General features: G+C 62.8%; 24 protein-coding genes. 23 read left to right on the top strand and 1 reads right to left on the bottom strand.

Going from position 1 to position 24931, the window contains the following annotated elements:
* Positions 1-34: 34 nt before the first annotated feature.
* Positions 35-691, bottom strand: coding sequence for a hypothetical protein (locus QR290_RS04345; RefSeq protein WP_115076394.1), 657 nt, complete (start codon positions 689-691; stop codon positions 35-37).
* Positions 692-871: 180 nt separating this feature from the next.
* Here QR290_RS04345 and cbiE point away from each other — a divergent pair, with 180 nt between their 5' ends.
* The 23 genes from cbiE (at position 872) to ureC (ending at position 24888) form a co-directional block, all read left to right on the top strand.
* A complete protein-coding gene (gene cbiE / locus QR290_RS04340; protein WP_115076393.1) occupies positions 872-2083 on the top strand; it encodes a precorrin-6y C5,15-methyltransferase (decarboxylating) subunit CbiE in 1212 nt (403 codons plus the stop codon).
* Positions 2076-3173: a cobalt-precorrin-5B (C(1))-methyltransferase gene (locus QR290_RS04335; protein WP_115076392.1), complete on the top strand. Its 1098-nt coding sequence runs from the start codon at positions 2076-2078 to the stop codon at positions 3171-3173. The genes cbiE and QR290_RS04335 overlap by 8 nt, the downstream gene beginning before the upstream one ends.
* The gene (locus tag QR290_RS04330; protein ID WP_289204399.1) at positions 3170-3889 is read left to right on the top strand and encodes a cobalt-precorrin-6A reductase; all 720 of its coding nucleotides are present in this window, start codon (positions 3170-3172) and stop codon (positions 3887-3889) included. Before QR290_RS04335 ends, QR290_RS04330 begins: the two co-directional genes overlap by 4 nt.
* A gap of 188 nt (positions 3890-4077) precedes the next feature.
* Positions 4078-4479 carry a DUF2946 domain-containing protein gene (locus QR290_RS04325; RefSeq protein ID WP_249482517.1) on the top strand — a complete coding sequence of 134 codons (402 nt, stop codon included), beginning with the start codon at positions 4078-4080 and terminating at the stop codon, positions 4477-4479.
* 48 nt (positions 4480-4527) lie between these two features.
* On the top strand, positions 4528-5007 hold the full coding sequence (locus QR290_RS04320; RefSeq protein WP_289204398.1) for a copper chaperone PCu(A)C: 480 nt from the start codon (positions 4528-4530) through the stop codon (positions 5005-5007).
* Positions 5008-5028: 21 nt separating this feature from the next.
* Positions 5029-5475: a DUF2946 domain-containing protein gene (locus tag QR290_RS04315; protein WP_289204397.1), complete on the top strand. Its 447-nt coding sequence runs from the start codon at positions 5029-5031 to the stop codon at positions 5473-5475.
* Positions 5476-5561: 86 nt separating this feature from the next.
* Entirely contained in the window at positions 5562-7682 is a 2121-nt protein-coding gene (locus QR290_RS04310; RefSeq protein WP_289204396.1) for a TonB-dependent copper receptor, read from the top strand.
* Positions 7683-7761: 79 nt separating this feature from the next.
* Entirely contained in the window at positions 7762-9141 is a 1380-nt protein-coding gene (locus QR290_RS04305) for a PepSY-associated TM helix domain-containing protein (RefSeq protein ID WP_289204395.1), read from the top strand.
* Between the two features lie 162 nt (positions 9142-9303).
* Positions 9304-11430 carry a TonB-dependent receptor gene (locus tag QR290_RS04300; RefSeq protein ID WP_289204394.1) on the top strand — a complete coding sequence of 709 codons (2127 nt, stop codon included), beginning with the start codon at positions 9304-9306 and terminating at the stop codon, positions 11428-11430.
* Between the two features lie 12 nt (positions 11431-11442).
* Positions 11443-12231: an ABC transporter ATP-binding protein gene (locus QR290_RS04295; protein WP_289204393.1), complete on the top strand. Its 789-nt coding sequence runs from the start codon at positions 11443-11445 to the stop codon at positions 12229-12231.
* Positions 12228-13175, top strand: a complete 948-nt coding sequence (locus QR290_RS04290; RefSeq protein WP_289204392.1) for an ABC transporter substrate-binding protein — start codon at positions 12228-12230, stop codon at positions 13173-13175. Before QR290_RS04295 ends, QR290_RS04290 begins: the two co-directional genes overlap by 4 nt.
* Positions 13172-14182 (top strand): FecCD family ABC transporter permease, encoded by a 1011-nt coding sequence (locus QR290_RS04285; protein WP_007950595.1) that lies wholly within the window; start codon positions 13172-13174, stop codon positions 14180-14182. Before QR290_RS04290 ends, QR290_RS04285 begins: the two co-directional genes overlap by 4 nt.
* 206 nt (positions 14183-14388) lie before the next feature.
* Positions 14389-15654 carry an urea ABC transporter substrate-binding protein gene (gene urtA, locus QR290_RS04280; RefSeq protein ID WP_007950596.1) on the top strand — a complete coding sequence of 422 codons (1266 nt, stop codon included), beginning with the start codon at positions 14389-14391 and terminating at the stop codon, positions 15652-15654.
* Between the two features lie 339 nt (positions 15655-15993).
* Complete coding sequence (urtB, locus tag QR290_RS04275; RefSeq protein ID WP_289204391.1) at positions 15994-17499, top strand: urea ABC transporter permease subunit UrtB; 1506 nt, start codon at positions 15994-15996, stop codon at positions 17497-17499.
* The gene (gene urtC / locus QR290_RS04270; RefSeq protein ID WP_007950598.1) at positions 17499-18578 is read left to right on the top strand and encodes an urea ABC transporter permease subunit UrtC; all 1080 of its coding nucleotides are present in this window, start codon (positions 17499-17501) and stop codon (positions 18576-18578) included. The genes urtB and urtC overlap by 1 nt, the downstream gene beginning before the upstream one ends.
* Positions 18575-19444 (top strand): urea ABC transporter ATP-binding protein UrtD, encoded by an 870-nt coding sequence (urtD, locus tag QR290_RS04265; protein ID WP_007950599.1) that lies wholly within the window; start codon positions 18575-18577, stop codon positions 19442-19444. The genes urtC and urtD overlap by 4 nt, the downstream gene beginning before the upstream one ends.
* Positions 19445-19489: 45 nt before the next feature.
* Positions 19490-20188: an urea ABC transporter ATP-binding subunit UrtE gene (urtE, locus tag QR290_RS04260; protein ID WP_289204390.1), complete on the top strand. Its 699-nt coding sequence runs from the start codon at positions 19490-19492 to the stop codon at positions 20186-20188.
* A 43-nt stretch (positions 20189-20231) separates the two neighbouring features.
* Complete coding sequence (locus QR290_RS04255) at positions 20232-21071, top strand: urease accessory protein UreD (protein WP_289204389.1); 840 nt, start codon at positions 20232-20234, stop codon at positions 21069-21071.
* Positions 21072-21297: 226 nt separating this feature from the next.
* Entirely contained in the window at positions 21298-21600 is a 303-nt protein-coding gene (gene ureA / locus QR290_RS04250) for an urease subunit gamma (RefSeq protein ID WP_039766748.1), read from the top strand.
* A gap of 9 nt (positions 21601-21609) precedes the next feature.
* Positions 21610-22143, top strand: coding sequence for a GNAT family N-acetyltransferase (locus QR290_RS04245; RefSeq protein ID WP_289204388.1), 534 nt, complete (start codon positions 21610-21612; stop codon positions 22141-22143).
* Positions 22144-22148: 5 nt separating this feature from the next.
* Complete coding sequence (locus tag QR290_RS04240; protein ID WP_289204387.1) at positions 22149-22682, top strand: GNAT family N-acetyltransferase; 534 nt, start codon at positions 22149-22151, stop codon at positions 22680-22682.
* A complete protein-coding gene (locus tag QR290_RS04235) occupies positions 22682-22987 on the top strand; it encodes an urease subunit beta (RefSeq protein ID WP_115076379.1) in 306 nt (101 codons plus the stop codon). The genes QR290_RS04240 and QR290_RS04235 overlap by 1 nt, the downstream gene beginning before the upstream one ends.
* A 200-nt stretch (positions 22988-23187) precedes the next feature.
* The gene (ureC, locus tag QR290_RS04230; RefSeq protein ID WP_115076378.1) at positions 23188-24888 is read left to right on the top strand and encodes an urease subunit alpha; all 1701 of its coding nucleotides are present in this window, start codon (positions 23188-23190) and stop codon (positions 24886-24888) included.
* Positions 24889-24931 lie beyond the last annotated feature (43 nt).

Below are 24931 nucleotides of genomic sequence, written 5' to 3'. Positions count from 1 at the left end.
CCCCGGAGCCGGGGAATTTCCTCGTCGAGCGGGTCTACAGCTCATAGTCCTCGAAATTGAACGACATGTTTTTGATCGCCTTTTCGACACTGGCACGACGTGCCTCCAGAACCCGGCGACTGATGACAAGCCGCCGCGCTCTGATATCCAGCTGATTCATGGCTTGGGAAATGTCCCAGAACAAATATCGGGTATTGAGACTCGACTTGATGAATCTGACTTGTGTCACGACAAGCTCCATATCACCTGCAGGGTTATAGCTGACCGGTATGATTTTCAGGTCGAACGCCTTGCCGCTGAGCCCTTTGGTCTTTTCCAACAGATCGACTCGCTGCTCAAGCGTCGCAAGTCCAGCCTCCACACCCGCGACCTGTCCTGGAGCGAGCAAGGAAGTCGCCGCCCTCATCCAGGCCTGCTTCACGCTTCCCGAAAACTGCGGCTGGACATACTCCACCGCAGGCTGGTCGCGGTTCCAGCCGTGGGACCACAGGACATCGGCGTAGTAGTCGATCCAGCGCCCCGGTTGCGTTTCGCTGCTGTACGTACTGTCTGCCTGCTTCTTTGCCAGATAGGTGCAGTTCAATGCAAAGTCGTAATCCGTTCGGGACTGTCCCTGCAGGCCCGTCAGCAATATATCTCCCACCAGGGTTGCCTGATGAGCAAGCAGCCCTGCGTTCACATTCATATCCATATGTAATCCCCGCCAATCCTGGCTTTGGTTCAAGTTCATCCGAACCCTAACAGGCATATCGAATCCGACAACCGCCTCAAAGCAACGGGAAGTTTCGATGGCCGACAACAGACCAGCGCGAGACAACGGCCACCGCGCTATCATGCCGCCCTGATACGCGCACACGAATTGAGGAACAGCATGACGGCCTGGCTGACGGTAGTGGGAATCGGTGAAGACGGCTTCAAGGGCCTGGGCAAGAATGCCCGGCGCGCCCTGATGGGCGCTTCGCGGATCATCGGCGGTCAGCGTCAGCTGGAACTGTTGCCGGTGTGCATCCGTGGCGAGCGTCAGTTGTGGCCGAGCCCGTTTTCCTTGGCCCCGGTGCTCGAACGCCGTGGCGAAGCGGTGTGCGTGCTGGCCAGCGGTGATCCGATGTTCTACGGCGTTGGCGCGAGTCTGGCGCGGCAGGTGCCGGGGGCCGAGATGCTGGTTCTGCCGGCGCCGTCGTCCTGCTCGCTGGCGGCTGCCCGATTGGGCTGGCCGTTGCAGGAGGTTGTGATCGTGTCCTTGGTGGCACGACCGTTGGCCGCCCTCAACGCACAGTTGTCCAGCGGCGTGCGAATGTTGCTGCTGAGCAACGACGGTCAAAGCCCGGCGGCCGTTGCCGCGTTACTGCGTGAGCGCGGATTCGGCGCCAGTCGCCTGAGCGTCCTGGAGCATCTGGGCGGCAGCGCCGAGCGCCGGATCGACGGCAACGCCAACGACTGGAACGATTCGCTCGTTGCCGACCTCAACGTGATCGCCATCGAATGCCTGGCCGATCCGCAGACACCGCGCCTTTCGCGCCTCGCCGGCCTGCCGGATTCAGCCTTCAAACATGACGGCCAACTGACCAAACGCGACGTGCGCGCCATCACCCTCGCCCGCCTCGCCCCGACACCGGGCGAATTGCTCTGGGACGTCGGCGCCGGTAGCGGCTCGATCGGTATCGAGTGGATGCGCGCTCACCCGAGTTGCCGTGCGCTGGCCATCGAAGCCGATGACGGCCGCCAGCAATTGATTGAACACAATCGCGATGCGCTGGGTGTTCCCGGCCTGCAACTGATTCGCGGCAGTGCTCCGCAGGCGCTCGCCGGACTGGAGCGTCCGGACGCGATTTTCATCGGCGGTGGTGTGACCCGCGAAGGTGTGCTCGACACCTGCTGGGAACAACTCAAACCCGGCGGCCGGCTGGTCGCCAACGCCGTGACCCTGCAAAGCGAAATGACCTTGATGAGCTGGCGCGAACGCCACGGCGGCGAGCTGACCCGCGTCCACATCGCTCAAGCCCAGCCGCTGGGCGAGTTCGACACCTGGCGCCAGGCCCTGCCGATCACCCTGCTCGATCTGGTCAAGCCCCTCGATGCGTGACGAAACCGCCGAACAACCTGCGCCCCTGCGCAGCGGCCTGACCACCGGCAGTTGCGCCACGGCCACCAGCCTCGCCGCCGCGCGCCTGTTGCTCGGCGGCGTGGTGGCGGACGCCGTGCAGATCGTGTTGCCCAAAGGCAAGCAGGTGCAGATGCGCCTGGAGTTCTGCCGGCTCACCGAGAACGGCGCCGAAGCCGGGACGATCAAAGATGCCGGCGACGATCCGGACGTGACTCACGGCGCCCTGCTCTACTCCCGCGTGCAACTGATCGACGAGCCGGGCATCCGCTTCATCGCCGGCAAAGGCGTCGGCACCGTCACCCGGCCGGGGCTGGTGCTGGGCGTCGGCGAGCCCGCGATCAACCCGGTGCCGCGCAAGATGATCAGCGATCACCTGACGCTGCTCGCCGAAGAATCCGGCTATTGCGGCGGCTTCGAAGTGACGGTCAACGTCGAGGGCGGCGAAGCCCTGGCGCTGAAAACCATGAACCCGCGCCTGGGCATTCTCGGCGGCCTGTCGATCCTCGGCACCAGCGGCATCGTCCGGCCGTTTTCCTGCGCGGCGTACATCGCTTCGATCCATCAAGGCATCGACGTAGCGAAAACCAACGGCTACCTGCACATCGCCGCCTGCACCGGCAACGCCAGCGAAGACACCATGCGCCGGGTCTACAACCTGCCGGAAATCGCCCTGATCGAAATGGGCGACTTCGTCGGCGCGGTACTCAAGCACCTGCGCAAAGTGCCTGTGGATAAACTCAGCCTGTGCGGCGGCTTCGGCAAGATCAGCAAACTGGCGGCCGGGCACATGGATCTGCACTCGCGCCATTCGAGCATCGACCTGCCGCAACTGGCTGAATGGGCGGCGGCGATTGGTGCTGACGATGCGTTGCAGCAAGCCATTCGAGGGGCGAATACCAGTCAGCAGGCGTTGGCGATGGCCAGCGCGGCGGGTGTCGCCCTCGGTGATGAGGTCTGTCGCCATGCTCTGGAATTCGCCCGCAGCGTGGTGCCGGCGCAGGTGCAGGTCGAAGTGTTTGCGATTGATCGTCAGGGCGGCATCGTTGGCCATGCGGGGGCTTTCGTATGAAACGGATTCTGTTGCTGGGCGGCGTGACTGAAGCGCTGGCCATCGCGCGCACGTTGGGGCCGGAACACATTTACAGCCTGGCCGGCGTCGGCCGGGTACCGACCGATCTGACCTGTCAGGTGCGCGTCGGCGGCTACGGCGGTGCCGAAGGTCTGGCGCAGTTCATTCGCGACGAAGGCATCACACTTTTGCTCGACGCGACCCACCCCTACGCCGCACAGATCAGCCAGAACGCCGCCACCGCTGCGCAACTCACCGGCATCCCCTGCTGGGCCCTGCGCCGCCCGGCGTGGCAGCCACAGCCGGGCGATGACTGGCGCGAAGTCGCCGACTGGGCCGAACTGATCAACGCCCTCGAACCCTTCCGCCGCCCGCTGTTCACCCTCGGCCGCGAACCGCTGCAACACCTCGACGAAATCCCCGCGCACCAGTTCTGGACCCTGCGCGCCCTCGACGTCTACCCCGGCAACGAACGCTGCGAAGTCATCGGCGCCCGTGGACCGTTTCTGCTGGAAGATGAGCGGGCGCTGTTCGAACGCCGGCAGATCGACGTGCTGATCAGCAAGAACAGCGGCAGCACCGCGACCGAGCCGAAACTGGACGTGGCGCGGGAGCTTGGGGTGCCGGTGATGGTGTTGAGGCGACCGGAGTTGGCGGGGGTTGATCGGGAATTTGCGACGGTTGATGACGTCATCTCGGCTCTTGAAAAACCGTGATCGAGACGGAGCTTTTTTCATCTCGCGATAGCTTCAGTTGTTGACGCAAGTCCCATGCAATGCAAATTCGAGCCGCTACACTCTCTTGAAAGAGTGCTGCGACACCAAACCGCACGACGCTTTTTTACTTATCGGCCCTGATCAGGCTAAATAGCCGCGCCTGATCGCCCACCCTACGGACCTGTCCCATGAACCGACACCGGCTCGCATTTGCCTGGATCGCCTGCTTCGCAGTGCTGTTCAACATGCTCGCCATGCCGTTGACGGGAGCGATGGCGCAGGCGGCGCAAACGCCGGCCGAGCAGTTGCTGTGGAGCAGTTTCTGCACCGGCAGCGGGACGAAGATGGTGGCGATCGACATCGGCAGCCTCGATCAGAAAGCGCCGCAGAGCGGTGACAATCATTCGACCATGCAGCATTGCTGGTGCTGTTCCGGATCGGCGCCAGTGGTGGCGTTGCCGGGGCATTCGCCGCAGTTGTATTTCGCCCGGTACGAAAGCAATCGCAGTGTGGCGCCCGCCGTGCTGCAAACTCCGACACCGCGCCAGCAATGGCCGAGCCTCAATCCCCGCGCCTCTCCTCTGGTTTGATTTGTTCCCGCATTTGACCTGCGTTTCAAATCGTTCTGGAGAACTGCCATGTTGAACAAATTCATCGTCATCGCTGCGCTGTTGCTGCCGGCGTGCTTCGCCCATGCCCACGAATACAAGGCCGGCGAGCTGGAAATCGCCCACCCGTGGTCGCAGGAACTGCCGCCGAACGCGCCGACCGTTGCCGCGTATTTCATCATTCACAACGGTGGCAAGACGGCTGACCGCCTGCTCAGCGTCGACTCGCCGATCGCCCCAGCAGCGGAACTGCACGAGCATGTGATGCAGGGCGATCTGATGAAGATGCAACAGGTGCCGAACGTGGCCATCCCGGCCGGTGGAAACGTGACCTTCGCGCCAATGGCCTATCACGTGATGCTGATGAACCCTACCGACCGCAGTCTGCTGACCGACGGCAAGCGCTTTCCCCTGACGATGCACTTCGAAAAGGCCGGTGACGTGACCGTTGAGGTCGCCGTGCAGAAGAAGCCACCGGAAGCCACGCAAGCCCACGCGCACGCCCAGTAACCGTTCCGGCAGACTCCGCCCATGCGCCCCCTGAGCGCCAGGCCCTCCCTGCAACGCCGTCAGACTGAACACCTGACCCGCGGCAGCTGGATCGCCCTGTTCGCCATGTTGATGATCTTCATCGGCCCGCTGATTTCCCAGTCGATGCCGATGGATCAGCACGCCTCGACCTCCATGCCGATGAGCATGGACATGTCGATGGACATGCCGGGCATGGATCACTCCGCGCATGAAACAAAACCCTCGGCCGAACACTGTCCGCCACAATCCTCGCACCACGTGCTGTGGGAAAAATGCGGTTATTGCAGCCTGCTGTTCAACTGCCCGGCGCTGACCGGTGGCGGCAGCTTCGCCACTTTCAGCATTCCTCTGGTCAACACCTTCACCCCGCCCTCCCCGCGTCTGGGCCATGCCCGGCAGACCTTTTTCCCCGGCGCCCGCACCCGCGCCCCGCCCGTCGCAGCGTAATCACCCACCTCTGATTGCACACGGTTTTGAGAAGACAGCTTCAGGCTGCCGGCCGTGTCGTTTACGACTGTTTGATGGAAATTGTCATGTCCAGGTTTTCTGCTGTCCCACGCCCGGGTTCTGCCCCGGCGTCCTTTGCCCTGAACGAATCCCGCGTTCGTTTCAGGCACGCTACCGCCGTCCTTTGCGGCGTCCTGCTGTCCCCGCTGGTCCACGCCGACGAACACACCGGCCACACTGACGAACTGAGCCCGACGGTGATCACCGCCATCGCCCCGAGCTCGCCGCTGACCATCGTCACCAACCCGAAGGACCCACGCCAGCCAGTTCCGGCCAGCGATGGCGGCGACTACCTGAAGACCATTCCCGGTTTCGCCCTGGTGCGCAACGGCGGCACCAACGGTGATCCGGTGCTGCGCGGCATGTTCGGTTCGCGCCTGAACATCCTCACCAACGGCAGCATGATGCTCGGCGCCTGTCCCGGCCGGATGGACGCGCCGACCTCGTACATCTCGCCCGAAACCTACGACAAACTCACGGTGATCAAAGGCCCGCAAACCGTGCTCTACGGACCGGGCGCCTCGGCCGGCACGATCCTGTTCGACCGCGAGCCGGAAAGCTTCGGCGAACTCGGCACCCGGGTGAACGCCAGCGTGCTGGCGGGCTCCCACGGACGCTTCGACAAAGTCGTCGATGCGGCGGCCGGCGGATCACTGGGCTATGTGCGAGTGATCGGCAACACCGCGCATTCCGACGACTACCGCGACGGCAACAACGACATCGTTGCCTCGCGCTATGACAAGTGGAACGGCGATGTAGCAGTAGGCTGGACCCCGGACGCCGACACCCTGATCGAACTGACCGCCGGCAAGGGCGACGGCGAAGCCCGCTACGCCGGACGCGGCATGGACGGCTCGCAATTCCTGCGCGAAAGCATCGGCCTGCGCGTCGAAAAATCCAACATCACCGACGTGCTGGAGAAGCTCGAAGCGCAGGTCTACTACAACTACGCCGACCACGTGATGGACAACTACACCCTGCGCACGCCGTCCGGCACCGGGATGATGGCAGGTCCCATGGCGTCCAACGTCGACCGCCGCACCCTCGGCGCGCGGATCAAGGCGACCTGGCGCTGGGCCGATATCCAGCTGATCACCGGGCTCGATGCGCAGACCAACGAACACCGTCAGCGCAGCGGCATGGGCATCGATACCTACAAGGATCAGCCGTACACCAAGGACGCCGACTTCCATAACTACGGCGTGTTCAGCGAGATGACCTGGTACGCCGCCGACCGCGACCGGCTGATTACCGGCGCCCGGGTCGACCGTGCCTCGGCCAAGGATTATCGGCAAACCACCGGTTCGGGAATGATGTCCCGTCCGAATCCGACTGCCGGCGATACCCGCGCCGACACCCTGCCGAGCGGCTTCGTCCGTTACGAGCATGACCTGGCCGACAGCCCGACCACGCTCTACGCCGGCCTCGGCCACGCGCAGCGCTTCCCGGATTACTGGGAGCTGTTTTCGCCCAAGTCCGGCCCGGCGGGTTCGGTCAATGCGTTCGATTCGATCAAACCGGAAAAGACCACCCAGCTCGACTTTGGCGTGAACTACAAGAGCGCCGAGCTCGAAGCCTGGGCCTCGGGCTACATCGGCGTGGTGCGCGACTACATCCTGTTCGATTACACGCCGGGGATGATGGGCATGAGCACTTCCCGCGCCGAGAACATCGACGCGCGGATCATGGGCGGTGAACTCGGTGCCGCTTACAAACTCACCGACAACTGGAAAGCCGATGCGACCCTGGCCTACGCCTGGGGCAAGAACAGCAGCGACGGCAAGGCTCTGCCGCAGATGCCGCCGCTGGATGCCCGCTTCGGCCTGACCTATACCGAAGACAACTGGAGCGCCGGCGCACTGTGGAGGGTGGTTGCCGCGCAAAACCGTATCGACCAGAACCAGGGCAACGTGGTCGGCAAGGATTACGACAAGAGTTCGGGCTTCGGCGTGTTCTCGCTCAACGGTGCCTACCGGATCAACAAAAACTGGAAGGTCAGTACCGGCGTCGACAACCTGTTCGGCAAGGCTTACGCCGAACACCTGAACCTGGCGGGCAACGCCGGGTTCGGCTACCCGGCCAACGACCCGCAAGCGATCAATGAACCGGGGCGCACGCTCTGGACCAAGGTGGACATGAGTTTCTAACCCTGAAGGGCGCTCGCTCCCTTCAGGGAGCGGGCGGCAACAGACAACTAGAAGATCCAAGCCAAGCGGAGCACTCGTGATGAAACAGCCCAAACCGAATTTCTACAACCTGGCCTGGCGTTGGCATTTTTATGCCGGATTGTTCGTCGCGCCTTTCATGGTGATGCTGGCCCTGACCGGCATCATTTACCTGTTCAAGCCGCAGCTCGATTCGCTGATGTACAGCAGCCTGCTGAACGTCCCTGCCGGGCATCACACCGTGCCGGCCGATGACTTGCTGCAAAAGGTCAAAAGCGCTTATCCACAGGGCCAGGTCACTCAGTACCTGCCGCCGGTGAATGCCGAGCGCAGCGCGCAGTTTGTCGTGGCCAATGCCGGCCATGAACTGAACGTGTTCGTCGATCCGTACCACGGCGACATCCTCGGCGAGCAGGATGCCAAGCAGAACCTGCAAGCCATTGCCCGGGCGATCCATGGCGAACTGATGATCGGCACCGTCGGTGACCGACTGATCGAAATGGCAGCCGGCTGGGGCGTGGTGCTGGTGGTATCCGGGGTTTTCCTGTGGTGGCCGCGAGGTCAGGCAGCGGGGATTCTGTGGCCACGCCTGAACAGTCGCGGCCGCGTTCTGTGGCGTGACCTGCACGCGGTTACCGGTTTCTGGGGCGCGACATTGTTGCTGGTGATGCTGCTCAGCGGCATGACCTGGACCGGCTTCTGGGGCAAGCAGTACGCCCAGGTGTGGAACGTGTTTCCGGCGGCGATGTGGGACAACGTGCCGACCTCCGACGTCGAGGCCGGCAGCCTCAACAACGCCGCCCGCCAGACCGTGCCGTGGGCGATGGAAAACACCCCGATGCCGATGTCCGGCGACCACGCCGAACACATGGCCCATGGCGGCATGCAACACGGCCCCGCCGCACCGACCATCCGGCTGCAGGACGTGCAGAACATCGCCATCGAGCGCAAGGTCGAGCCGGGCTACAGCATCACCCTGCCGACCACCGCCACCGGTGTGTTCACCATCGCGGTGTTCGCCGACGACCCGCGCAACGATGCCACCCTGCACGTCGATCAGTACACCGGCAAGGTGTTGGCCGACGTGCGCTTCGAGCAATACGGCGCAGTAGCGCGGGCTACCGAGATCGGCGTGATGCTCCACGAAGGCAAGATGTTCGGCACCTTCAACCAGATCATCGTGCTGCTGATCTGCTTGATGATCCTGCTCAGCGCCGTCAGCGGCGTGGTGATCTGGTGGAAGCGCCGGCCACAGGGCAAGTTCGGCGTACCACCGCTGCGCCACGATCTGCCGAAATGGAAAACCGGCGTGGCGATCATGCTGGTTCTGGCGGTGGTGTTTCCGCTGGTGGGGGCTTCGCTGGTGGTGGTGTGGTTGCTGGATCGACTGCTGCTGTCGCGTCTGGGCCGACAAGCTGAATCTGCCTCAACTTCATCATGAAACAGGCGAGATGCGTGATCTAGACAGATCTTTAAACTGCCGGGGCTTAAACTCCGGCATTTTTTAGTGTTACTGTATAACGAAAATTTGCTGCTCTGCCCGCAGCCATGGATTGTCATGAGCCTGCGGGCTTTTCTTTTGAAGAAGTGATTCACCGCCCCGATGAACAAGTACCTCTTGTCCAGCCTCTGTCTGTTCGCCCTGAACCACAGCGCCCACGCCGACAACGCCCCGCTGACGCTGCCCACCGGCACCATCACCGCCCCGGCCAATGACGACCCGACCGTCAGCCTGACCACGCCGACCAGCGCCGGCTCGCGCCTCAACCTCAACGCGATGGAAACCCCGGCCAGCGTCGAAAGCCTCAGCGGCGAGCAAGTCCGCGCCCGTGGCGATCGCAGCGTGCAGGACGCGGTGTCGCGCAGCACCGGCATCAGTCGCACCGGCACGCCGGGCGACGGCGGCACCTCGTTGCAGGCTCGGGGTTTTACCGGACAGAGCTCGGTGATGCAGTTGTATGACGGCAACCGCATGTACACCGGCATGGGCACCGTGACGTTCCCGGTCGACACCTGGTCGATGGAGCGCGTCGATGTCCTGCGCGGCCCGGCCTCGGTGCTGTACGGCGAAGGCGCGACCGGCGCGGTGGTCAACGTGATTCCGAAGAAGCCGTTCGAAGGCGAAATCGAAAACCATGTGCGCGTCGGTTACGGCTCGTTCGACCGCCAGCAACAGGCGTTCGACAGCGGCGGCTCGCTGACCGACACCCTGAGCTATCGCCTTAACCTCAATCGCCTGCGCAGCAACGGCTGGATCGATCGCGGCGACTCGTCCAGCGACTTCATCAGCGCCGCCCTGCGCTGGCAGGCCACTGACGACCTGACCTTCACCCTCGCCCACGATTACGGCGACCAACGCCCGCAGAACTACTTCGGCACGCCACTGATCAACGGCCAGTTGAAAGACAGCCTGCGCAACAAGAACTACAACGTGCGCGACGACAAGCAGCACTACAACGATCAATGGACGCGCCTGACCACGGATTGGCAGATCAACGATGCGGTCAGCGCCAGCAACGAGCTGTACTACCTCAAGGCCCAGCGTCGTTGGCAGAACGCCGAGAACTACAACTTCGACGCTGGCAGCCAACAACTCAGCCGCAGCGGTTACTTCGGCATCGGCCACAAACAGGAACAGGTCGGCGACCGCCAGACCTTCACCTTCAAGCATTCGCTGTTCGGCTTCGACAGCCAGACCGTGACCGGCGTCGATTACAACCGCATCCGCTTCCAGCTCGACAGCAACTCGCCGTTCAATGACGTATTGCCGAACGGCCAGCCGCTGGATCTGTATCACCCACAACCAGGTTACTTCGAGAGCGCGAACCCGTATCGCGATCAGTTCGACAGCACCACCAAACAGATGTCGGTATTCGCCGAGAACCGCACGCAACTGAGCGAGCGCTGGTCGCTGGTGACCGGTGTGCGCCGCGACTACGTGCATGTGGATCGCAACAACCTGGTCGACGGCAGCCAGAGCGACAAGACCCTGACCGGCAACAACTGGAAGGCCGGACTGGTGTTCGCGCTGACGCAGGGCACCTCGTTCTACGGTCAGGTCGCCACCAGCACCGATGGCATCGGCGGGCTGATCTCCTTGAGCCCGAGCCAGCAGCAATATGACCTGTCCACCGCCCGGCAAACCGAGATCGGCCTGAAGCAACTGTTCTGGGATCAGCGCGGCGAGTTCACCCTGGCGGCGTATCGCATCGTGAAAAAGAAGCTGCTGACCGACGATCCGGGCAATCCGACGCTCAAGCAGCAGGTCGGCCAGCAATCGTCGAACGGGCTGGAAGCCAGCCTCGATCTGCAATTGCCACACGCCTGGCAACTGCAAGCCAACGCCGCGATCGTGAAGGCCAAGTACGACGATTTTGAAGAAGTGGTCGGCGGCGTGCCGGTGTCGCGCAACGGTAATCGTCCGGTGGACGTACCACGGCGCACCGCCAATCTTTGGCTGAGCAAGGCGCTGAGCGATGACCTGAAGGCCGGTGCCGGTGTGCGTTACGTCGATGCGCGCTACGCCGACATGGCCAACCGCAACGAGCTGCCGAGCTACACCGTGGTCGATGCGACGCTGTCGTGGAAAGCCCTGCGCAACACCACGCTGGGCTTGCAGGTGAACAATCTGTTTGACCGGACGTATGCGCAAAGCCAATACAATGAGGGCCAGCAGTGGATTCTGGGTGAGCCTCGTTCGTTCTTTGTCACAGCTGACTACACCTTCTAGAACAGGAACGAAATGACCTCACTGTCCCTCACCGATCTAGCCTGGACACCCCTGGGCCACGGCCACTGCCATCACCAGTTCCAGCTGCGTGACGCTTCGTTGCACGTGGCCGCCGGTGAGTTCGTCGGGCTGATCGGGCCCAATGGCAGCGGCAAGACCAGCCTGTTGCGCTGTGCCTATCGCTTCAGCCAGCCGGAGCACGGTGAGGTCAGACTCGATCACCACAACGTCTGGAAGCAATCCTCGCGCTGGTGCGCGCAACGCATCGCCGTGGTGCTGCAGGAATTCCCCGACGCCTTCGGACTGACCGTCGAGGAAGTGGTCGCCATGGGCCGCACGCCGCACAAAGGCCTGTTCGACGGCGACACGCTGGAAGACCGCAGCCTCGCCACTCAGGCCCTCAAATCCGTGGGCCTCGACGGTTTCGAAGACCACGCGTTCGCCACGCTGTCCGGTGGTGAAAAGCAGCGTGTGATCCTCGCCCGCGCCCTGACCCAGCAACCGCAACTGCTGATCCTCGACGAGCCGACCAACCACCTCGACCCGCGCTATCAGCTGGAGCTGCTGCAACTGGTCAAGCGTTTGCAGATCGGCACGTTGGCGAGCATTCACGACCTGAACCTCGCCGCCGCATTCTGCGACCGGTTGTATGTGATCAACCACGGTCGCATCGTCGCCAGCGGCACGCCGCAAGAAGTGCTCACTGTCGAACTGCTGCGCGATGTGTTCGGCGTCGAAGCATTGATCGACGCCCACCCCCTCCACGGCTACCCGCGAATCACCTGGATAACCCGACCATGACTGTGCGCTCCCTGCTTTGCCTCGCTCTGTTGCTGGGCACCACCCAAGCCTTCGCCGAGGCCACGAAGTACCCGCTGACGATCCAGAGCTGCAACCGCGAAGTGACCTTCAAGCAAGCGCCGAAACACGCGGTCAGCCACGACATCAACATGACCCAGATGATGCTCGCCCTCGGCCTCAAGTCGAAGATGGCCGGCTACAGCGGCGTCAGTGGCTGGAAGTCGGTAACACCGGAAATGCAGAGCCTGCTCGACGGTCTGCCGGAACTGGCGGCCAAGTACCCGTCGGTGGAAACCCTGCTCAACGCCAACGTCGATTTCTTCTTCGCCGGTTGGGATTACGGCATGCGCGTCGGCGGTGATCTCACGCCGCAGACCCTGCAACCTCTGGGCATCAACGTCTATGAACTGACCGAGTCCTGCGCCTTCGTGATGAAGCGCCCCGCCGCCACGCTGGACGATACTTACAACGACCTGCGCAACCTCGGAAAGATCTTCGACGTGCAGGATCGCGCCAACGCGCTGATCGCCGACATGCAAAACCAGGTCGCGGAAATCAGCAAAGATCTGCCCGCCGAAAAACCCCGAGTGTTCCTGTACGACAGCGGCGAAGACCGCGCCATGACTTCCGGCCGACTCGGCATGCCGCAAGCACTGATCGACGCGGCCGGCGGGCGCAACATTCTCGATGACGTCGAAGCGAGCTGGACCCGGGTCAACTGGGAAACCGTGGTCGAGCGCAATCCGCAGGTGATCGTAATCGTCGACTACAGCGAAATCACCGCCGAGCAGAAGATTGAATTCCTGCTGAAGAACAAGGCGCTGCAATCGGTGGACGCGATCAAGAACCAGCGCTTTATCGTCATCCCTTACGTGCAGGCCACGCCGGGGATCGACAACGTGCTGGCGGTTGAAACCCTGGCCAAAGGGTTCCACGGCGAATGATCAATCGTCGTTACGCCTGGCTGCTGATCGCCCTCGGCGCGGTGCTGCTGGTGTCGTGCGTGGTGTCGCTGGGCTTCGGTCCGGCGCGGGTGCCGGTGGACGTGGTGTGGCGGATTCTGCTGCACAAACTGTTCGGCCTCGGCGTGCCGGACTGGAGCGCCGGCCAGGAACACATCGTCTGGCTGATCCGCGTACCGCGCATGCTGCTCGGTGCATTGGTCGGCGCCGGACTGGCGTTGATCGGCGCGGTGCTGCAAGCAGTCACGCGCAATCCGCTGGCCGATCCGCACCTGCTCGGCGTCACCTCCGGTGCCACGCTCGGTGCAGTGATCGTGGTGCTGCACGTCGGTGAAATCGTCGGCCTGCTGACCTTGCCGATTGCCGCATTCATCGGCGCGTTGTTGAGCATGTTTCTGGTGCTGGGCATCGCCAACCGGCAGGGTCGACTGGACAGTGATCGCCTGCTGCTGTGCGGCGTCGCGGTGTCGTTCGTGATGATGGCGATCGCCAATCTGCTGTTGTTCATGGGCGACCACCGCGCCAGTTCGGCGGTGATGTTCTGGATGCTCGGCGGCCTTGGTCTGGCACGCTGGGAGTTGTTGGCGGTGCCGGCGCTCAGCGTGTTGCTCGGACTGATTCTGCTGATCGGCATGGCCCGTCCGCTGAACGCCTTGATGGCCGGCGAACAGACCGCCGTCACCCTCGGCCTGAACGCGCGGGCGGTGCGTTTGCGGGTGTTCGTGATTGCTTCGCTGATGACCGGGGTGCTGGTCTCGATCAGCGGCTCCATCGGTTTTGTCGGGCTGATGGTGCCGCATATTGCCCGGCGCCTGATCGGTGCCGAGCACCGGCGTCTGTTGCCGGTGTGCGTGTTGCTCGGCAGTGTGTTTCTGGTATGGGTCGACGTCGCGGCGCGGACGCTTATCGCCCCCGAAGACCTGCCCATCGGCGTCGCCACTGCTGCCCTCGGCGGCCTCTTCTTTATTGGCCTGATGCGCCGTCGCTGAATCCTCGGGGGCGCGCCCCAATCTGGCGCACCCCGTTGCACCTTTGCATGCAACACGTCCCCTCATGGTGCGCCGACGCCGCGCGCAACCGCTCTAAACCGACATTTTCCTGCCCGATCCCGACCGGGCACAGCCCTTGCAAAACAGCCTTCAGTCGTTCGCATCTGCCAACCATAAAAAACTTTAACGTTCATGGAGATCGCACAATGAAGCGTCGCAGTTTGATCAAGGCTTTCACACTCACGGCATCCATTGCCGCGATGGGCATGACCTGGACCGTACAGGCCGCCGAGACCATCAAGGTCGGGATTCTGCATTCGTTGTCCGGCACCATGGCGATCTCCGAAACGTCGCTCAAGGACATGGCGTTGATGACCATCGACGAGATCAACGCCAAGGGCGGGGTGAATGGCAAGATGCTCGAACCGGTGGTGGTCGACCCGGCGTCGAACTGGCCGCTGTTCGCGGAAAAGGGCCGGCAGTTGCTGACCCAGGACAAGGTCGCGGTGGTGTTCGGTTGCTGGACCTCGGTGTCGCGCAAATCGGTGCTGCCGGTGTTCGAAGAACTCAACGGCCTGCTGTTCTACCCGGTGCAATACGAAGGTGAAGAGATGTCGCCGAACGTGTTCTACACCGGCGCTGCGCCGAACCAGCAAGCAATCCCGGCGGTTGAATACCTGATGAGCGAAGAAGGCGGCAGCGCCAAGCGCTACTTCCTGCTCGGTACCGACTACGTGTACCCGCGCACCACCAACAAGATCCTGCGTTCGTTCCTGCATTCCAAAGGTGTAGCGGACAAAGACATCGAAGAGGTCTACACCCCGTTCGGCCACAGCGACTATCAAACCATCGTCGCCAACATCAAAAAATTCTCGGCCGGCGGCAAGACCGCTGTGATCTCGACTGTGAATGGCGACTCCAACGTGCCGTTTTACAAGGAGCTGGCCAACCAGGGCCTGAAGGCTACCGATGTACCGGTGGTGGCGTTCTCGGTGGGCGAAGAAGAACTGCGCGGCATCGACACCAAGCCGCTGGTGGGCAACCTCGCGGCGTGGAACTACTTCGAGTCCGTGGATAACCCGGCGAACAAGAAATTCGTCGCCGACTGGAAAGCCTACGCGAAGAAACACAACCTGCCAGGCGCCGACAAAGCGGTGACCAACGACCCGATGGAAGCCACTTACGTCGGCATCCACATGTGGGCGCAGGCGGCGGAAAAAGCCAAATCGACCGACGTCGACAAGGTCCGCGAAGCCCTCGGCGGCCAGACCTTCGCCGCGCCGTCCGGCTACACCCTGACCATGGACAAGACCAATCACCACCTGCACAAACCGGTGATGATCGGCGAGATCCAGAGCGACGGTCAGTTCAACGTGGTGTGGCAGACCGAGGGGCCGATTCGGGCGCAGCCTTGGAGTCCGTTCATTCCGGGTAACGACAAGAAGCCGGAGTATGCGGTGAAGAGCAACTGAGGCGGGTTCAGACCTTGAGGCGGGCTTGAGACCTTCCCCCTCATCGGAACGCCGCCCGCCCAGCCCTCTCCTCAGGGAGAGGGGGAAAGGGAGCAGATCTTCAAGCTTTTCAAAGCCTGAGTTCGACTCGAATCTGCAAGTTGCAGCACATCGCCCAAACACCTCGGTCAGTCCCCTCTCCCTGAGTGAGAGGGGAAAGGGAGTAGATCTTCAAGCTTTTCAAAGCCTGAGTTCGACTCGAATCTGAAGGTTGCAGCACATCGCCCAAACACCTCGGTCAGTCCCCTCTCCCTCCGGGAGAGGGTTAGGGTGAGGGGGCGGTTGAACAGGACACCATCAATGCCGACTGCCATCTACCGCTTTATCTGCGTCATCGCACTGCTGCTGCTGCCGATGGCTGCACACGCCGGGGATGCGGAAGACTTCATCGCCGCCAACCCCACGCAACAGGCCAGACTGCTGGAAGCCTGGGCTGCGCAGCCCGATCCGGCGCGTGTCGAACTGATCAACGCCCTGCAACAAGGCGAACTGACCGTCGACGGCCAACCCAAGACCCTGCGCCTGAACAATCGCCTGCGGGGTCTGATCGACACTGCACTGGCCAGCCACCAATTGCTCGCCGCCGACGCCAAAATCCGTCTGACCGCCGCGCAGCAATTGCAGAAAAGCGCCAAACCGGTGCAGCTGAAATTCCTCGACCAGCAACTGGCTGGCGAAACAGACGAAAGCGTCCACGCCGCACTGAGCCTGGCGCTGGCCAACCTGCAACTGGTCGACACCGACCCGGCAGTGCGCCTCGCGGCCGTGCGGCTGCTCGGTGAAACCGGCGACCCGCTGGCCCGCACTCGCCTCGAAGGTTTGCTCGAACCTGGCGTGGAAACCGACGCGAATGTGCGCACCGCCGCCGAAACCAGCCTCGCTCAAGTCAAACGCAAACTGCTGATCGGCGAACTGCTCGGCCAGGCCTTCAGCGGCATGTCACTTGGTTCGATTCTGTTGCTCGCGGCCCTGGGGCTGGCGATCACTTTCGGCCTGCTCGGTGTGATCAACATGGCCCACGGCGAGATGCTGATGCTCGGCGCCTACTCGACCTACGTCGTGCAGTTGATGTTCCAGCGTTACGCACCGCAGGCCATCGAGTTCTATCCGTTGATCGCGCTTCCCGTGGCGTTCTTCGTCACCGCCGCCATCGGCATGGCCCTGGAGCGCACGGTGATTCGTCACCTCTACGGTCGCCCACTGGAAACCCTGCTCGCCACCTGGGGCATCAGCCTGATGCTGATTCAGCTGGTGCGTCTGGTGTTCGGTGCACAGAACGTTGAAGTGGCGAACCCGGCGTGGTTGTCCGGCGGGATTCAAGTGCTGCCGAATCTGGTGCTGCCGTACAACCGCATCGTGATCATCGCCTTCGCGCTGTTTGTGGTGATGCTGACCTGGTTGCTGCTGAACAAGACTCGCCTGGGTCTGAACGTGCGCGCCGTCACCCAGAACCGCAACATGGCCGCCTGCTGCGGCGTGCCGACCGGTCGCGTCGACATGCTCGCTTTCGGCCTCGGCTCGGGCATCGCCGGGCTTGGTGGCGTGGCCCTGAGCCAGATCGGCAACGTCGGCCCGGACCTCGGCCAGAGCTACATCATCGACTCGTTCCTGGTGGTGGTGCTCGGCGGCGTCGGCCAGCTGGCCGGCAGTGTGTTCGCCGCGTTCGGCCTGGGTATCGCCAACAAAATTCTCGAACCGCAGATCGGTGCGGTGCTCGGCAAGATCCTGATCCTCGCGCTGATCATTCTGTTCATCCAGAAACGTCCGCAAGGCCTCTTCGCACTGAAAGGACGGGTGATCGACTGATGAACCAGCCCCTACTAGTTACGGCCACGCAAAAGGCCGGTCCCAAAGTCACGCTCGCCGTCGGCGCGGTGGTTCTCGCCTTGCTGATCGCCCTGCCGCTGCTGTCGCTGTTGCCGGCGGACAGTGCCCTGCACGTTTCCGCTTACACCCTGACGCTGGTCGGCAAGATTCTCTGCTACGCCATCGTCGCGCTGGCGCTCGATCTGGTCTGGGGTTACGCGGGTTTGCTGTCGTTGGGCCACGGTCTGTTCTTCGCCCTCGGTGGTTATGCGATGGGCATGTACCTGATGCGTCAGGCCGCCGGTGATGGCTTGCCGGCGTTCATGACGTTCCTGTCGTGGACCGAGTTGCCGTGGTACTGGAGCGGCACCGGCAACTTCCTCTGGGCGATGTGTCTGGTGGTGCTGGCGCCGGGGTTGCTGGCGCTGGTGTTCGGTTTTTTCGCCTTCCGTTCGCGGATCAAGGGCGTGTATTTCTCGATCATGACCCAGGCCCTGACCTTCGCCGGGATGCTGCTGTTTTTCCGCAACGAGACCGGGTTCGGCGGCAACAACGGCTTCACCAATTTCCGCACGATCCTCGGTTTCGGCATCACCGAACCCGGCACCCGCGCGGTGCTGTTTCTGGCGACGGTGCTGTTGCTGGTGGCGAGCCTGTTCATCGGCTGGCGCCTGGCGCGCAGCAAGTTCGGCCGGGTGCTGACTGCGCTGCGTGATGCGGAAAACCGCCTGATGTTCTGCGGCTACGATCCGCGCGGTTTCAAGCTGTTCGTCTGGGTTTTGAGTGCGGTGTTGTGTGGTCTGGCCGGTGCGTTGTACGTGCCACAGGTGGGGATCATCAACCCGAGTGAAATGTCGCCGACCAACTCGATCGAGGCCGCCGTGTGGGTGGCCCTCGGCGGGCGCGGCACCCTGATCGGCCCGCTGCTCGGCGCCGGCGTGGTCAACGGCATGAAGAGCTGGTTCACCGTGGCCTTCCCCGAATACTGGCTGTTCTTCCTCGGCGCGCTGTTCATCGTCGTGACGTTGTACCTGCCCAAAGGCGTGATCGGTCTGCTGAAGAAACGAGGTGAATCATGAGAGTCACGGCGAGCGCTGAATTCATGCTGGAACCGGCGTTTTTCCCGGTGGAGCCGAACAAGGACGAAGGCACCAGCCGCGACTCGATCGGCCTCGGGCAACGTGTCGGTCCTGGCCTCGACACCCGCCACGGCACGATCCTGACCCTGGAAGACATCAGCGTCAGCTTCGACGGTTTCCGGGCGCTGAACAATCTGAACCTGTACATCGGCGTCGGCGAACTGCGCTGCATCATCGGCCCCAACGGCGCGGGCAAGACCACACTGATGGACGTGATCACCGGCAAGACCCGGCCGAGCCACGGCAAGGCGTGGTTCGGTGAAACCCTCGACCTGACGCAGATGAGCGAAGTGCAGATCGCCCAGGCCGGCATCGGCCGCAAGTTCCAGAAACCGACGGTGTTCGAAGCGCTGAGCGTGTTCGAGAACCTGGAGCTGGCGCAGAAAACCGACAAGTCAGTGTGGGCCAGCCTGCGGGCGAAGTTGAGCGGCGAGCAGAAAGACCGGATCAGCGAAGTGCTCGACACCATTCGCCTGACCACCTCGGTCAACCGTCCGGCGGGGCTGCTGTCGCACGGGCAGAAACAGTTTCTGGAAATCGGCATGTTGCTGATGCAGGACCCGCAATTGTTGCTGCTCGACGAACCGGTGGCGGGCATGACCGACGCCGAAACCGAGTTCACCGCCGAGCTGTTCAAGTCGCTCGCGGGCAAGCACTCGCTGATGGTGGTGGAACACGACATGGGCTTCGTCGGCTCGATTGCCGACCACGTCACCGTGTTGCATCAGGGTAGCGTGCTGGCCGAAGGCTCGCTGGAACAGGTGCAGGACAACGAGCGCGTGATCGAGGTTTACCTCGGCCGCTGAAACTGCAAACACCTTTCCAATGCGGGGATTTGAGGAGATCTGGAAATGCTGCAAGTCGACAAGCTGCACCAGTACTACGGCGGAAGCCACATCCTGCGCGGCCTGAGCTTTGACGTGAAGGTCGGCGAAGTGACCTGCCTGCTCGGGCGTAACGGCGTGGGCAAGACCACGCTGCTCAAATGCCTGATGGGCCTGTTGCCGGCCAAGGAAGGCGCGGTGAACTGGGAAGGCAAACCGATCACCACGTTCAAGCCGCATCAACGGGTGCACGCGGGGATCGCCTACGTGCCGCAGGGTCGGGAGATTTTCGGCCGGCTGACCGTGGAAGAAAACCTGCTGATGGGTCTGTCACGTTTCGCCGGCAGCGAAGCCAAAGAGGTTCCGGCCTTCATCTACGAGCTGTTCCCGGTACTGTTGCAAATGAAACAGCGGCGTGGCGGCGATTTGTCCGGTGGTCAGCAACAACAGCTCGCGATTGGCCGCGCACTGGCCAGCCGCCCGCGCCTGCTGATCCTCGACGAGCCCACCGAAGGCATCCAGCCGTCGGTGATCAAGGAAATCGGCGCGGTGATCAAGAAACTCGCGGCCCGGGGCGACATGGCGATTCTGCTGGTGGAGCAGTTCTATGATTTTGCCGCCGAACTGGCGGATCAGTACCTGGTGATGTCCCGGGGCGAGATCGTGCAGCAGGGCCGTGGCGAAAATATGGAAGCCGAAGGTGTGCGCGGGCTGGTGACTATTTGAGGTTACGGTCTAATCTGTAGCGTCCTAACGATAATCAGAAAACATGAACTTACCTGTTGCGACTGCCCTGTTTACCCCGAGCTGGCACGCCGAGCTGGAGCTGGCCTACGCCCGCTTCGGCGATTGCACGCGGCCGACCCGACGCCGGCACCTCGGCCCGTTGCGGGTGCAAAAGCATCTGTACGCCGAAGGGCCCGAGGTCTGCCAACACATCATCGTCCACCCGCCGGGCGGGATTGCCGGCGGTGACCGGCTCGACATCAGCACCCGCGTCGAACAAGGCGCCTGGGCACAGATCACCAGCCCCGGCGCAGCCAAGTGGTATCGCGCGGCGGGGCCCGCTTATCAGTCGCTGAACCTGCAGGTCGCTGATGGCGCGACACTGGAATGGCTGCCTCAGGAAACCATCGTCTACAGCGCCGCCCAGGCAGAACTCTCGACCTCGATTGATCTTGAAGGCGATGCGCGACTGTTTTACTGGGACGTGGTGGCCCTGGGGCGCCCGGCCAGTGGCGAGCGTTTCGATCTTGGGCATTTTCAGGCGCATCTGGATATTCGCCGTGATGGCCGGTTGTTGTGGCATGAGCGCCAGCGCATCGTTGGCAATGACGGCTTGCTCAATTCGCCGATTGGCCTGGACGGCAATCCGGTGTTTGCGACGTTGCTGGTGACCGGCGAAATCGATGCCGAACTGCTGGAGCGCTGCCGTTCGTTGGGCCACGACGTGCGCGGGGATCTGACGCAACTTCCCGGACTTTTGGTCGCTCGTTGTCTGGCCAGTGAAGCGTTGCTGGCGCGGGCCTGGCTTATTGAATTGTGGCGATTGTTGCGGCCGAAATTGATGGGACGCGAGGCAGTACCGCCAAGAATATGGAACACCTGAAAACCAGCCCTCACCCCCCGCCCTCTCCCGGAGGGAGAGGGCGCCTGACCGAGGTGACCGCGGGAAATGTTTCAGACACAAGAATTCAACTGACTGAGCTGGCCATTGAAAACGACCGAGTTCAGTCCCCTCTCCCTCCGGGAGAGGGCTAGGGTGAGGGCTGGGTCTGACTGACACCCCTCAAACCGAAAGAACCACACAAATCTGCCCAAATGGATTTAAAACGATGGATCTGACCCCACGCGAAAAAGACAAGCTGCTGATCTTCACCGCCGGCCTCGTGGCCGAGCGGCGACTGGCCCGTGGCGTGAAGCTCAACTACCCGGAAGCCATGGCCTACATCTCGGCGGCGCTGCTCGAAGGCGCCCGTGACGGCCAGACCGTAGCCGAACTGATGCACTACGGCACCACCCTGCTGACCCGCGATCAGGTGATGGAAGGCATCCCGGAAATGATCCCGGAGATCCAGGTCGAAGCGACGTTCCCCGACGGCACCAAACTGGTCACCGTCCACCAACCGATCGTCTGAGGCCGCGCCATGACTTACACCATCCGCGATGCACTGCACGCCGACCTGCCGGCGATCCGCGACATCTACAACGACGCCGTGCTCAATACCACGGCGATCTGGAATGAATCCGCCGTCGACCTCGGCAACCGTCAAGCGTGGTTCAGCGCGCGCCAGGCCCAGGGTTATCCGATCCTGGTGATCGTCGACGCCGACAACACCACCCTCGGCTACGCTTCGTTCGGTGACTGGCGGCCGTTCGACGGTTTCCGCCACACCGTCGAGCACTCGGTCTACGTGCGCAGCGATCAGCGCGGCAACGGCCTCGGCCCGCAACTGATGACCGCGTTGATCGAACGCGCGAAAAGCTGCGACAAGCACGTCATGGTCGCCGCCATCGAGAGCGGCAACGCCGCGTCGATCCGCCTGCACGAGCGCGCCGGTTTCATCACCACCGGGCAGATGCCGCAAGTCGGCACCAAGTTCGGCCGCTGGCTCGACCTGACCTTCATGCAACTGACCCTCAATCCTGGCGCGGAGCCGCCGCCCGCCCACAAGGAGTGACACCGATGAACCCCGCCCAACTGCGACGCGTCAATGCGGAAAGTTTTGCGCACTATCGTCAGGGCCTGATCGAGCTGCTGCTGGATGCCGTGGGTTATGGCGCCAGCGTCGGCTTCATGGCTGATCTGGATGCCACCCAGGCCCGCGCCTATTTCGATGAAGTGCAGGACAACCTGAACAAGGGCAACGTCTTGCTGTGGGTGGTGGTCAAGGATGAACAGGTGCAGGCCAGTGTCCAGTTGAGCCTGTGCCAGAAGGCCAACGGCCTGAACCGCGCCGAGGTGCAGAAACTGTTGGTGCGCGAACACGCCCGGCGACGCGGCCTCGGCCAGCAGTTGATGGAAGCGCTGGAACAGACCGCCCGCCAGTACAAGCGCGGCATGCTTTACCTCGACACCGAGGCCGGCTCCCCCGCCGAAGATTTCTATAAGGCCCTGGGCTACACCCGCGCCGGGGAAATTCCCGATTACGCCTGCGACCCGAACGGCACCTATCGCCCGACGGCCCTCTATTACAAAGTCCTGCAAGGAGCGAACTGATGATTCCCGGCGAGTACAAAATCCAGCCCGGCGACATCGAACTCAACGTCGGTCGCCGAACGATCAGCCTGAAAGTGGCGAACAGCGGCGACCGGCCGATCCAGGTCGGCTCGCACTACCATTTTTTCGAAACCAACGACGCCCTGACCTTCGACCGCGCCGCCAGCCGTGGCATGCGCCTGAACATTCCGGCGGGCACGGCGGTGCGCTTCGAGCCGGGCCAGAGCCGCGAGGTGGAACTGGTGGATTACGCCGGACATCGTCGGGTGTTCGGGTTTGCCGGACGGGTCATGGGTGACCTCTGAATCTGCGTGTACCGCAGCCCTCACCCCAACCCTCTCCCAGGGGGAGAGGGAGCCGATTGGGGGTATTTCAGACCCTGAGCTCGACTCGACATTTCAGGTCGAACCATGTCGAAAGAAACCCACGATCAGTCCCCTCTCCCTCTGGGAGAGGGTTAGGGTGAGGGTCGATGGCTCACCGCTATTTTCCTGAAGGACGCTAGATGAAGATTTCCAGACAAGCCTACGCCGACATGTTCGGCCCCACCGTCGGCGACAAGGTGCGCCTGGCCGACACCGAGCTGTGGATCGAGGTCGAACAGGACTTCACCACCTACGGCGAAGAAGTGAAATTCGGCGGCGGCAAAGTGATCCGCGACGGCCAGGGCCAGAGCCAGTTGCTGGCGGCCGAAGTGGTCGACACGCTGATCACCAACGCGCTGATCATCGATCACTGGGGCATCGTCAAGGCCGACGTCGGCCTCAAGGACGGGCGCATCGCCGCCATCGGCAAGGCCGGCAACCCGGACGTCCAGCCTGGCGTGACCATCGCCATCGGCGCCAGCACCGAAGTGATTGCCGGCGAAGGCATGATCCTCACCGCCGGCGGTATCGACACCCACATCCACTTCATCTGCCCGCAGCAGATCGAAGAAGCGCTGATGAGCGGCGTCACCACCATGATTGGCGGCGGCACCGGGCCGGCCACCGGCACCAATGCAACGACCTGCACTTCCGGGCCATGGCATCTGGCGCGGATGCTTCAGGCAGCCGATGCGTTCCCGATGAACATCGGCCTCACCGGCAAGGGCAACGCCAGCCTGCCGGAGCCACTGATCGAGCAGGTCAAGGCCGGCGCCATCGGCCTCAAGCTGCACGAAGACTGGGGCACCACCCCGGCGAGCATCGACAACTGCCTGAGCGTCGCCGACCAGTACGACGTGCAGGTGGCGATCCACACCGACACCCTCAACGAATCCGGTTTCGTCGAAACCACCCTCGGCGCGTTCAAGGGCCGCACCATCCACACCTACCACACCGAAGGTGCCGGCGGCGGCCATGCGCCGGACATCATCAAGGCCTGCGGTTTCGCCAACGTGCTGCCGAGTTCGACCAACCCGACCCGGCCGTTCACCCGCAACACCATCGACGAACACCTCGACATGCTGATGGTCTGCCACCACCTCGACTCGAGCATTGCCGAAGACGTAGCGTTCGCCGAAAGCCGCATCCGCCGCGAAACGATTGCCGCCGAAGACATCCTGCACGACCTCGGCGCGTTCTCGATGATCAGCTCCGACAGCCAGGCCATGGGCCGTGTCGGCGAAGTCATCACGCGCACCTGGCAGACCGCCGACAAGATGAAAAAACAGCGCGGCCCGCTCGCGCAAGACGGCGAAGGCAACGACAACTTCCGCGCCAAACGCTACATCGCCAAGTACACGATCAACCCGGCGATCACCCACGGCATCAGCCATGAAGTGGGTTCGGTGGAAGTCGGCAAGTGGGCCGATCTGGTGCTCTGGCGCCCGGCGTTCTTCGGCGTGAAACCGACCCTGATCCTCAAGGGCGGCGCCATCGCCGCGAGCCTGATGGGCGACGCCAACGCGTCGATCCCGACGCCGCAACCGGTGCACTACCGCCCGATGTTCGCCAGTTACGGTGGCTCGTTGCACGCCACTAGCCTGACCTTCATCAGCCAGGCGGCGCAGGAATCCGGGCTGCCCGAAGCCTTGGGCCTGAAGAAGAAAATCGCCGTGGTCAAAGGTTGCCGCGACGTGCAGAAAACCGACCTGATCCACAACGATTACCTGCCGCAGATCGACGTCGACCCGCAGACCTATCAGGTCAAGGCCGACGGCGTGCTGCTCTGGTGCGAACCGGCCGAGACCCTGCCCATGGCGCAGCGCTACTTTCTGTTCTGAGACAAAGCCCTGGTCGCCGAGACAGTCGGCGTCCAGGGCTTTC

This window comes from Pseudomonas fluorescens (assembly GCF_030344995.1).
In the GTDB taxonomy this organism is placed as follows: domain Bacteria; phylum Pseudomonadota; class Gammaproteobacteria; order Pseudomonadales; family Pseudomonadaceae; genus Aquipseudomonas; species Aquipseudomonas fluorescens_BF.
The sequence above is the reverse complement of the archived record's forward strand: the minus strand, read 5'-3'. Positions and strand labels throughout refer to the sequence as shown.

What these genes read in the sequence shown, in the direction of transcription:
- urtC (WP_007950598.1), top strand. Translation starts at nt 17,499, where the DNA reads ATGAACCAGCCCCTACTAGTTACGGCCACGCAAAAGGCCGGTCCCAAA.
- QR290_RS04310 (WP_289204396.1), top strand. Translation starts at nt 5,562, where the DNA reads ATGTCCAGGTTTTCTGCTGTCCCACGCCCGGGTTCTGCCCCGGCGTCC.
- QR290_RS04315 (WP_289204397.1), top strand. Translation starts at nt 5,029, where the DNA reads ATGCGCCCCCTGAGCGCCAGGCCCTCCCTGCAACGCCGTCAGACTGAA.
- cbiE (WP_115076393.1), top strand. Translation starts at nt 872, where the DNA reads ATGACGGCCTGGCTGACGGTAGTGGGAATCGGTGAAGACGGCTTCAAG.
- urtD (WP_007950599.1), top strand. Translation starts at nt 18,575, where the DNA reads ATGAGAGTCACGGCGAGCGCTGAATTCATGCTGGAACCGGCGTTTTTC.
- QR290_RS04300 (WP_289204394.1), top strand. Translation starts at nt 9,304, where the DNA reads ATGAACAAGTACCTCTTGTCCAGCCTCTGTCTGTTCGCCCTGAACCAC.
- QR290_RS04240 (WP_289204387.1), top strand. Translation starts at nt 22,149, where the DNA reads ATGAACCCCGCCCAACTGCGACGCGTCAATGCGGAAAGTTTTGCGCAC.
- QR290_RS04245 (WP_289204388.1), top strand. Translation starts at nt 21,610, where the DNA reads ATGACTTACACCATCCGCGATGCACTGCACGCCGACCTGCCGGCGATC.
- QR290_RS04320 (WP_289204398.1), top strand. Translation starts at nt 4,528, where the DNA reads ATGTTGAACAAATTCATCGTCATCGCTGCGCTGTTGCTGCCGGCGTGC.
- QR290_RS04235 (WP_115076379.1), top strand. Translation starts at nt 22,682, where the DNA reads ATGATTCCCGGCGAGTACAAAATCCAGCCCGGCGACATCGAACTCAAC.
- QR290_RS04290 (WP_289204392.1), top strand. Translation starts at nt 12,228, where the DNA reads ATGACTGTGCGCTCCCTGCTTTGCCTCGCTCTGTTGCTGGGCACCACC.
- urtA (WP_007950596.1), top strand. Translation starts at nt 14,389, where the DNA reads ATGAAGCGTCGCAGTTTGATCAAGGCTTTCACACTCACGGCATCCATT.
- urtB (WP_289204391.1), top strand. Translation starts at nt 15,994, where the DNA reads ATGCCGACTGCCATCTACCGCTTTATCTGCGTCATCGCACTGCTGCTG.
- QR290_RS04285 (WP_007950595.1), top strand. Translation starts at nt 13,172, where the DNA reads ATGATCAATCGTCGTTACGCCTGGCTGCTGATCGCCCTCGGCGCGGTG.
- QR290_RS04325 (WP_249482517.1), top strand. Translation starts at nt 4,078, where the DNA reads ATGAACCGACACCGGCTCGCATTTGCCTGGATCGCCTGCTTCGCAGTG.
- ureC (WP_115076378.1), top strand. Translation starts at nt 23,188, where the DNA reads ATGAAGATTTCCAGACAAGCCTACGCCGACATGTTCGGCCCCACCGTC.
- QR290_RS04305 (WP_289204395.1), top strand. Translation starts at nt 7,762, where the DNA reads ATGAAACAGCCCAAACCGAATTTCTACAACCTGGCCTGGCGTTGGCAT.
- QR290_RS04330 (WP_289204399.1), top strand. Translation starts at nt 3,170, where the DNA reads ATGAAACGGATTCTGTTGCTGGGCGGCGTGACTGAAGCGCTGGCCATC.
- ureA (WP_039766748.1), top strand. Translation starts at nt 21,298, where the DNA reads ATGGATCTGACCCCACGCGAAAAAGACAAGCTGCTGATCTTCACCGCC.
- urtE (WP_289204390.1), top strand. Translation starts at nt 19,490, where the DNA reads ATGCTGCAAGTCGACAAGCTGCACCAGTACTACGGCGGAAGCCACATC.
- QR290_RS04345 (WP_115076394.1), bottom strand. Translation starts at nt 691, where the DNA reads ATGGATATGAATGTGAACGCAGGGCTGCTTGCTCATCAGGCAACCCTG.
- QR290_RS04335 (WP_115076392.1), top strand. Translation starts at nt 2,076, where the DNA reads ATGCGTGACGAAACCGCCGAACAACCTGCGCCCCTGCGCAGCGGCCTG.
- QR290_RS04255 (WP_289204389.1), top strand. Translation starts at nt 20,232, where the DNA reads ATGAACTTACCTGTTGCGACTGCCCTGTTTACCCCGAGCTGGCACGCC.
- QR290_RS04295 (WP_289204393.1), top strand. Translation starts at nt 11,443, where the DNA reads ATGACCTCACTGTCCCTCACCGATCTAGCCTGGACACCCCTGGGCCAC.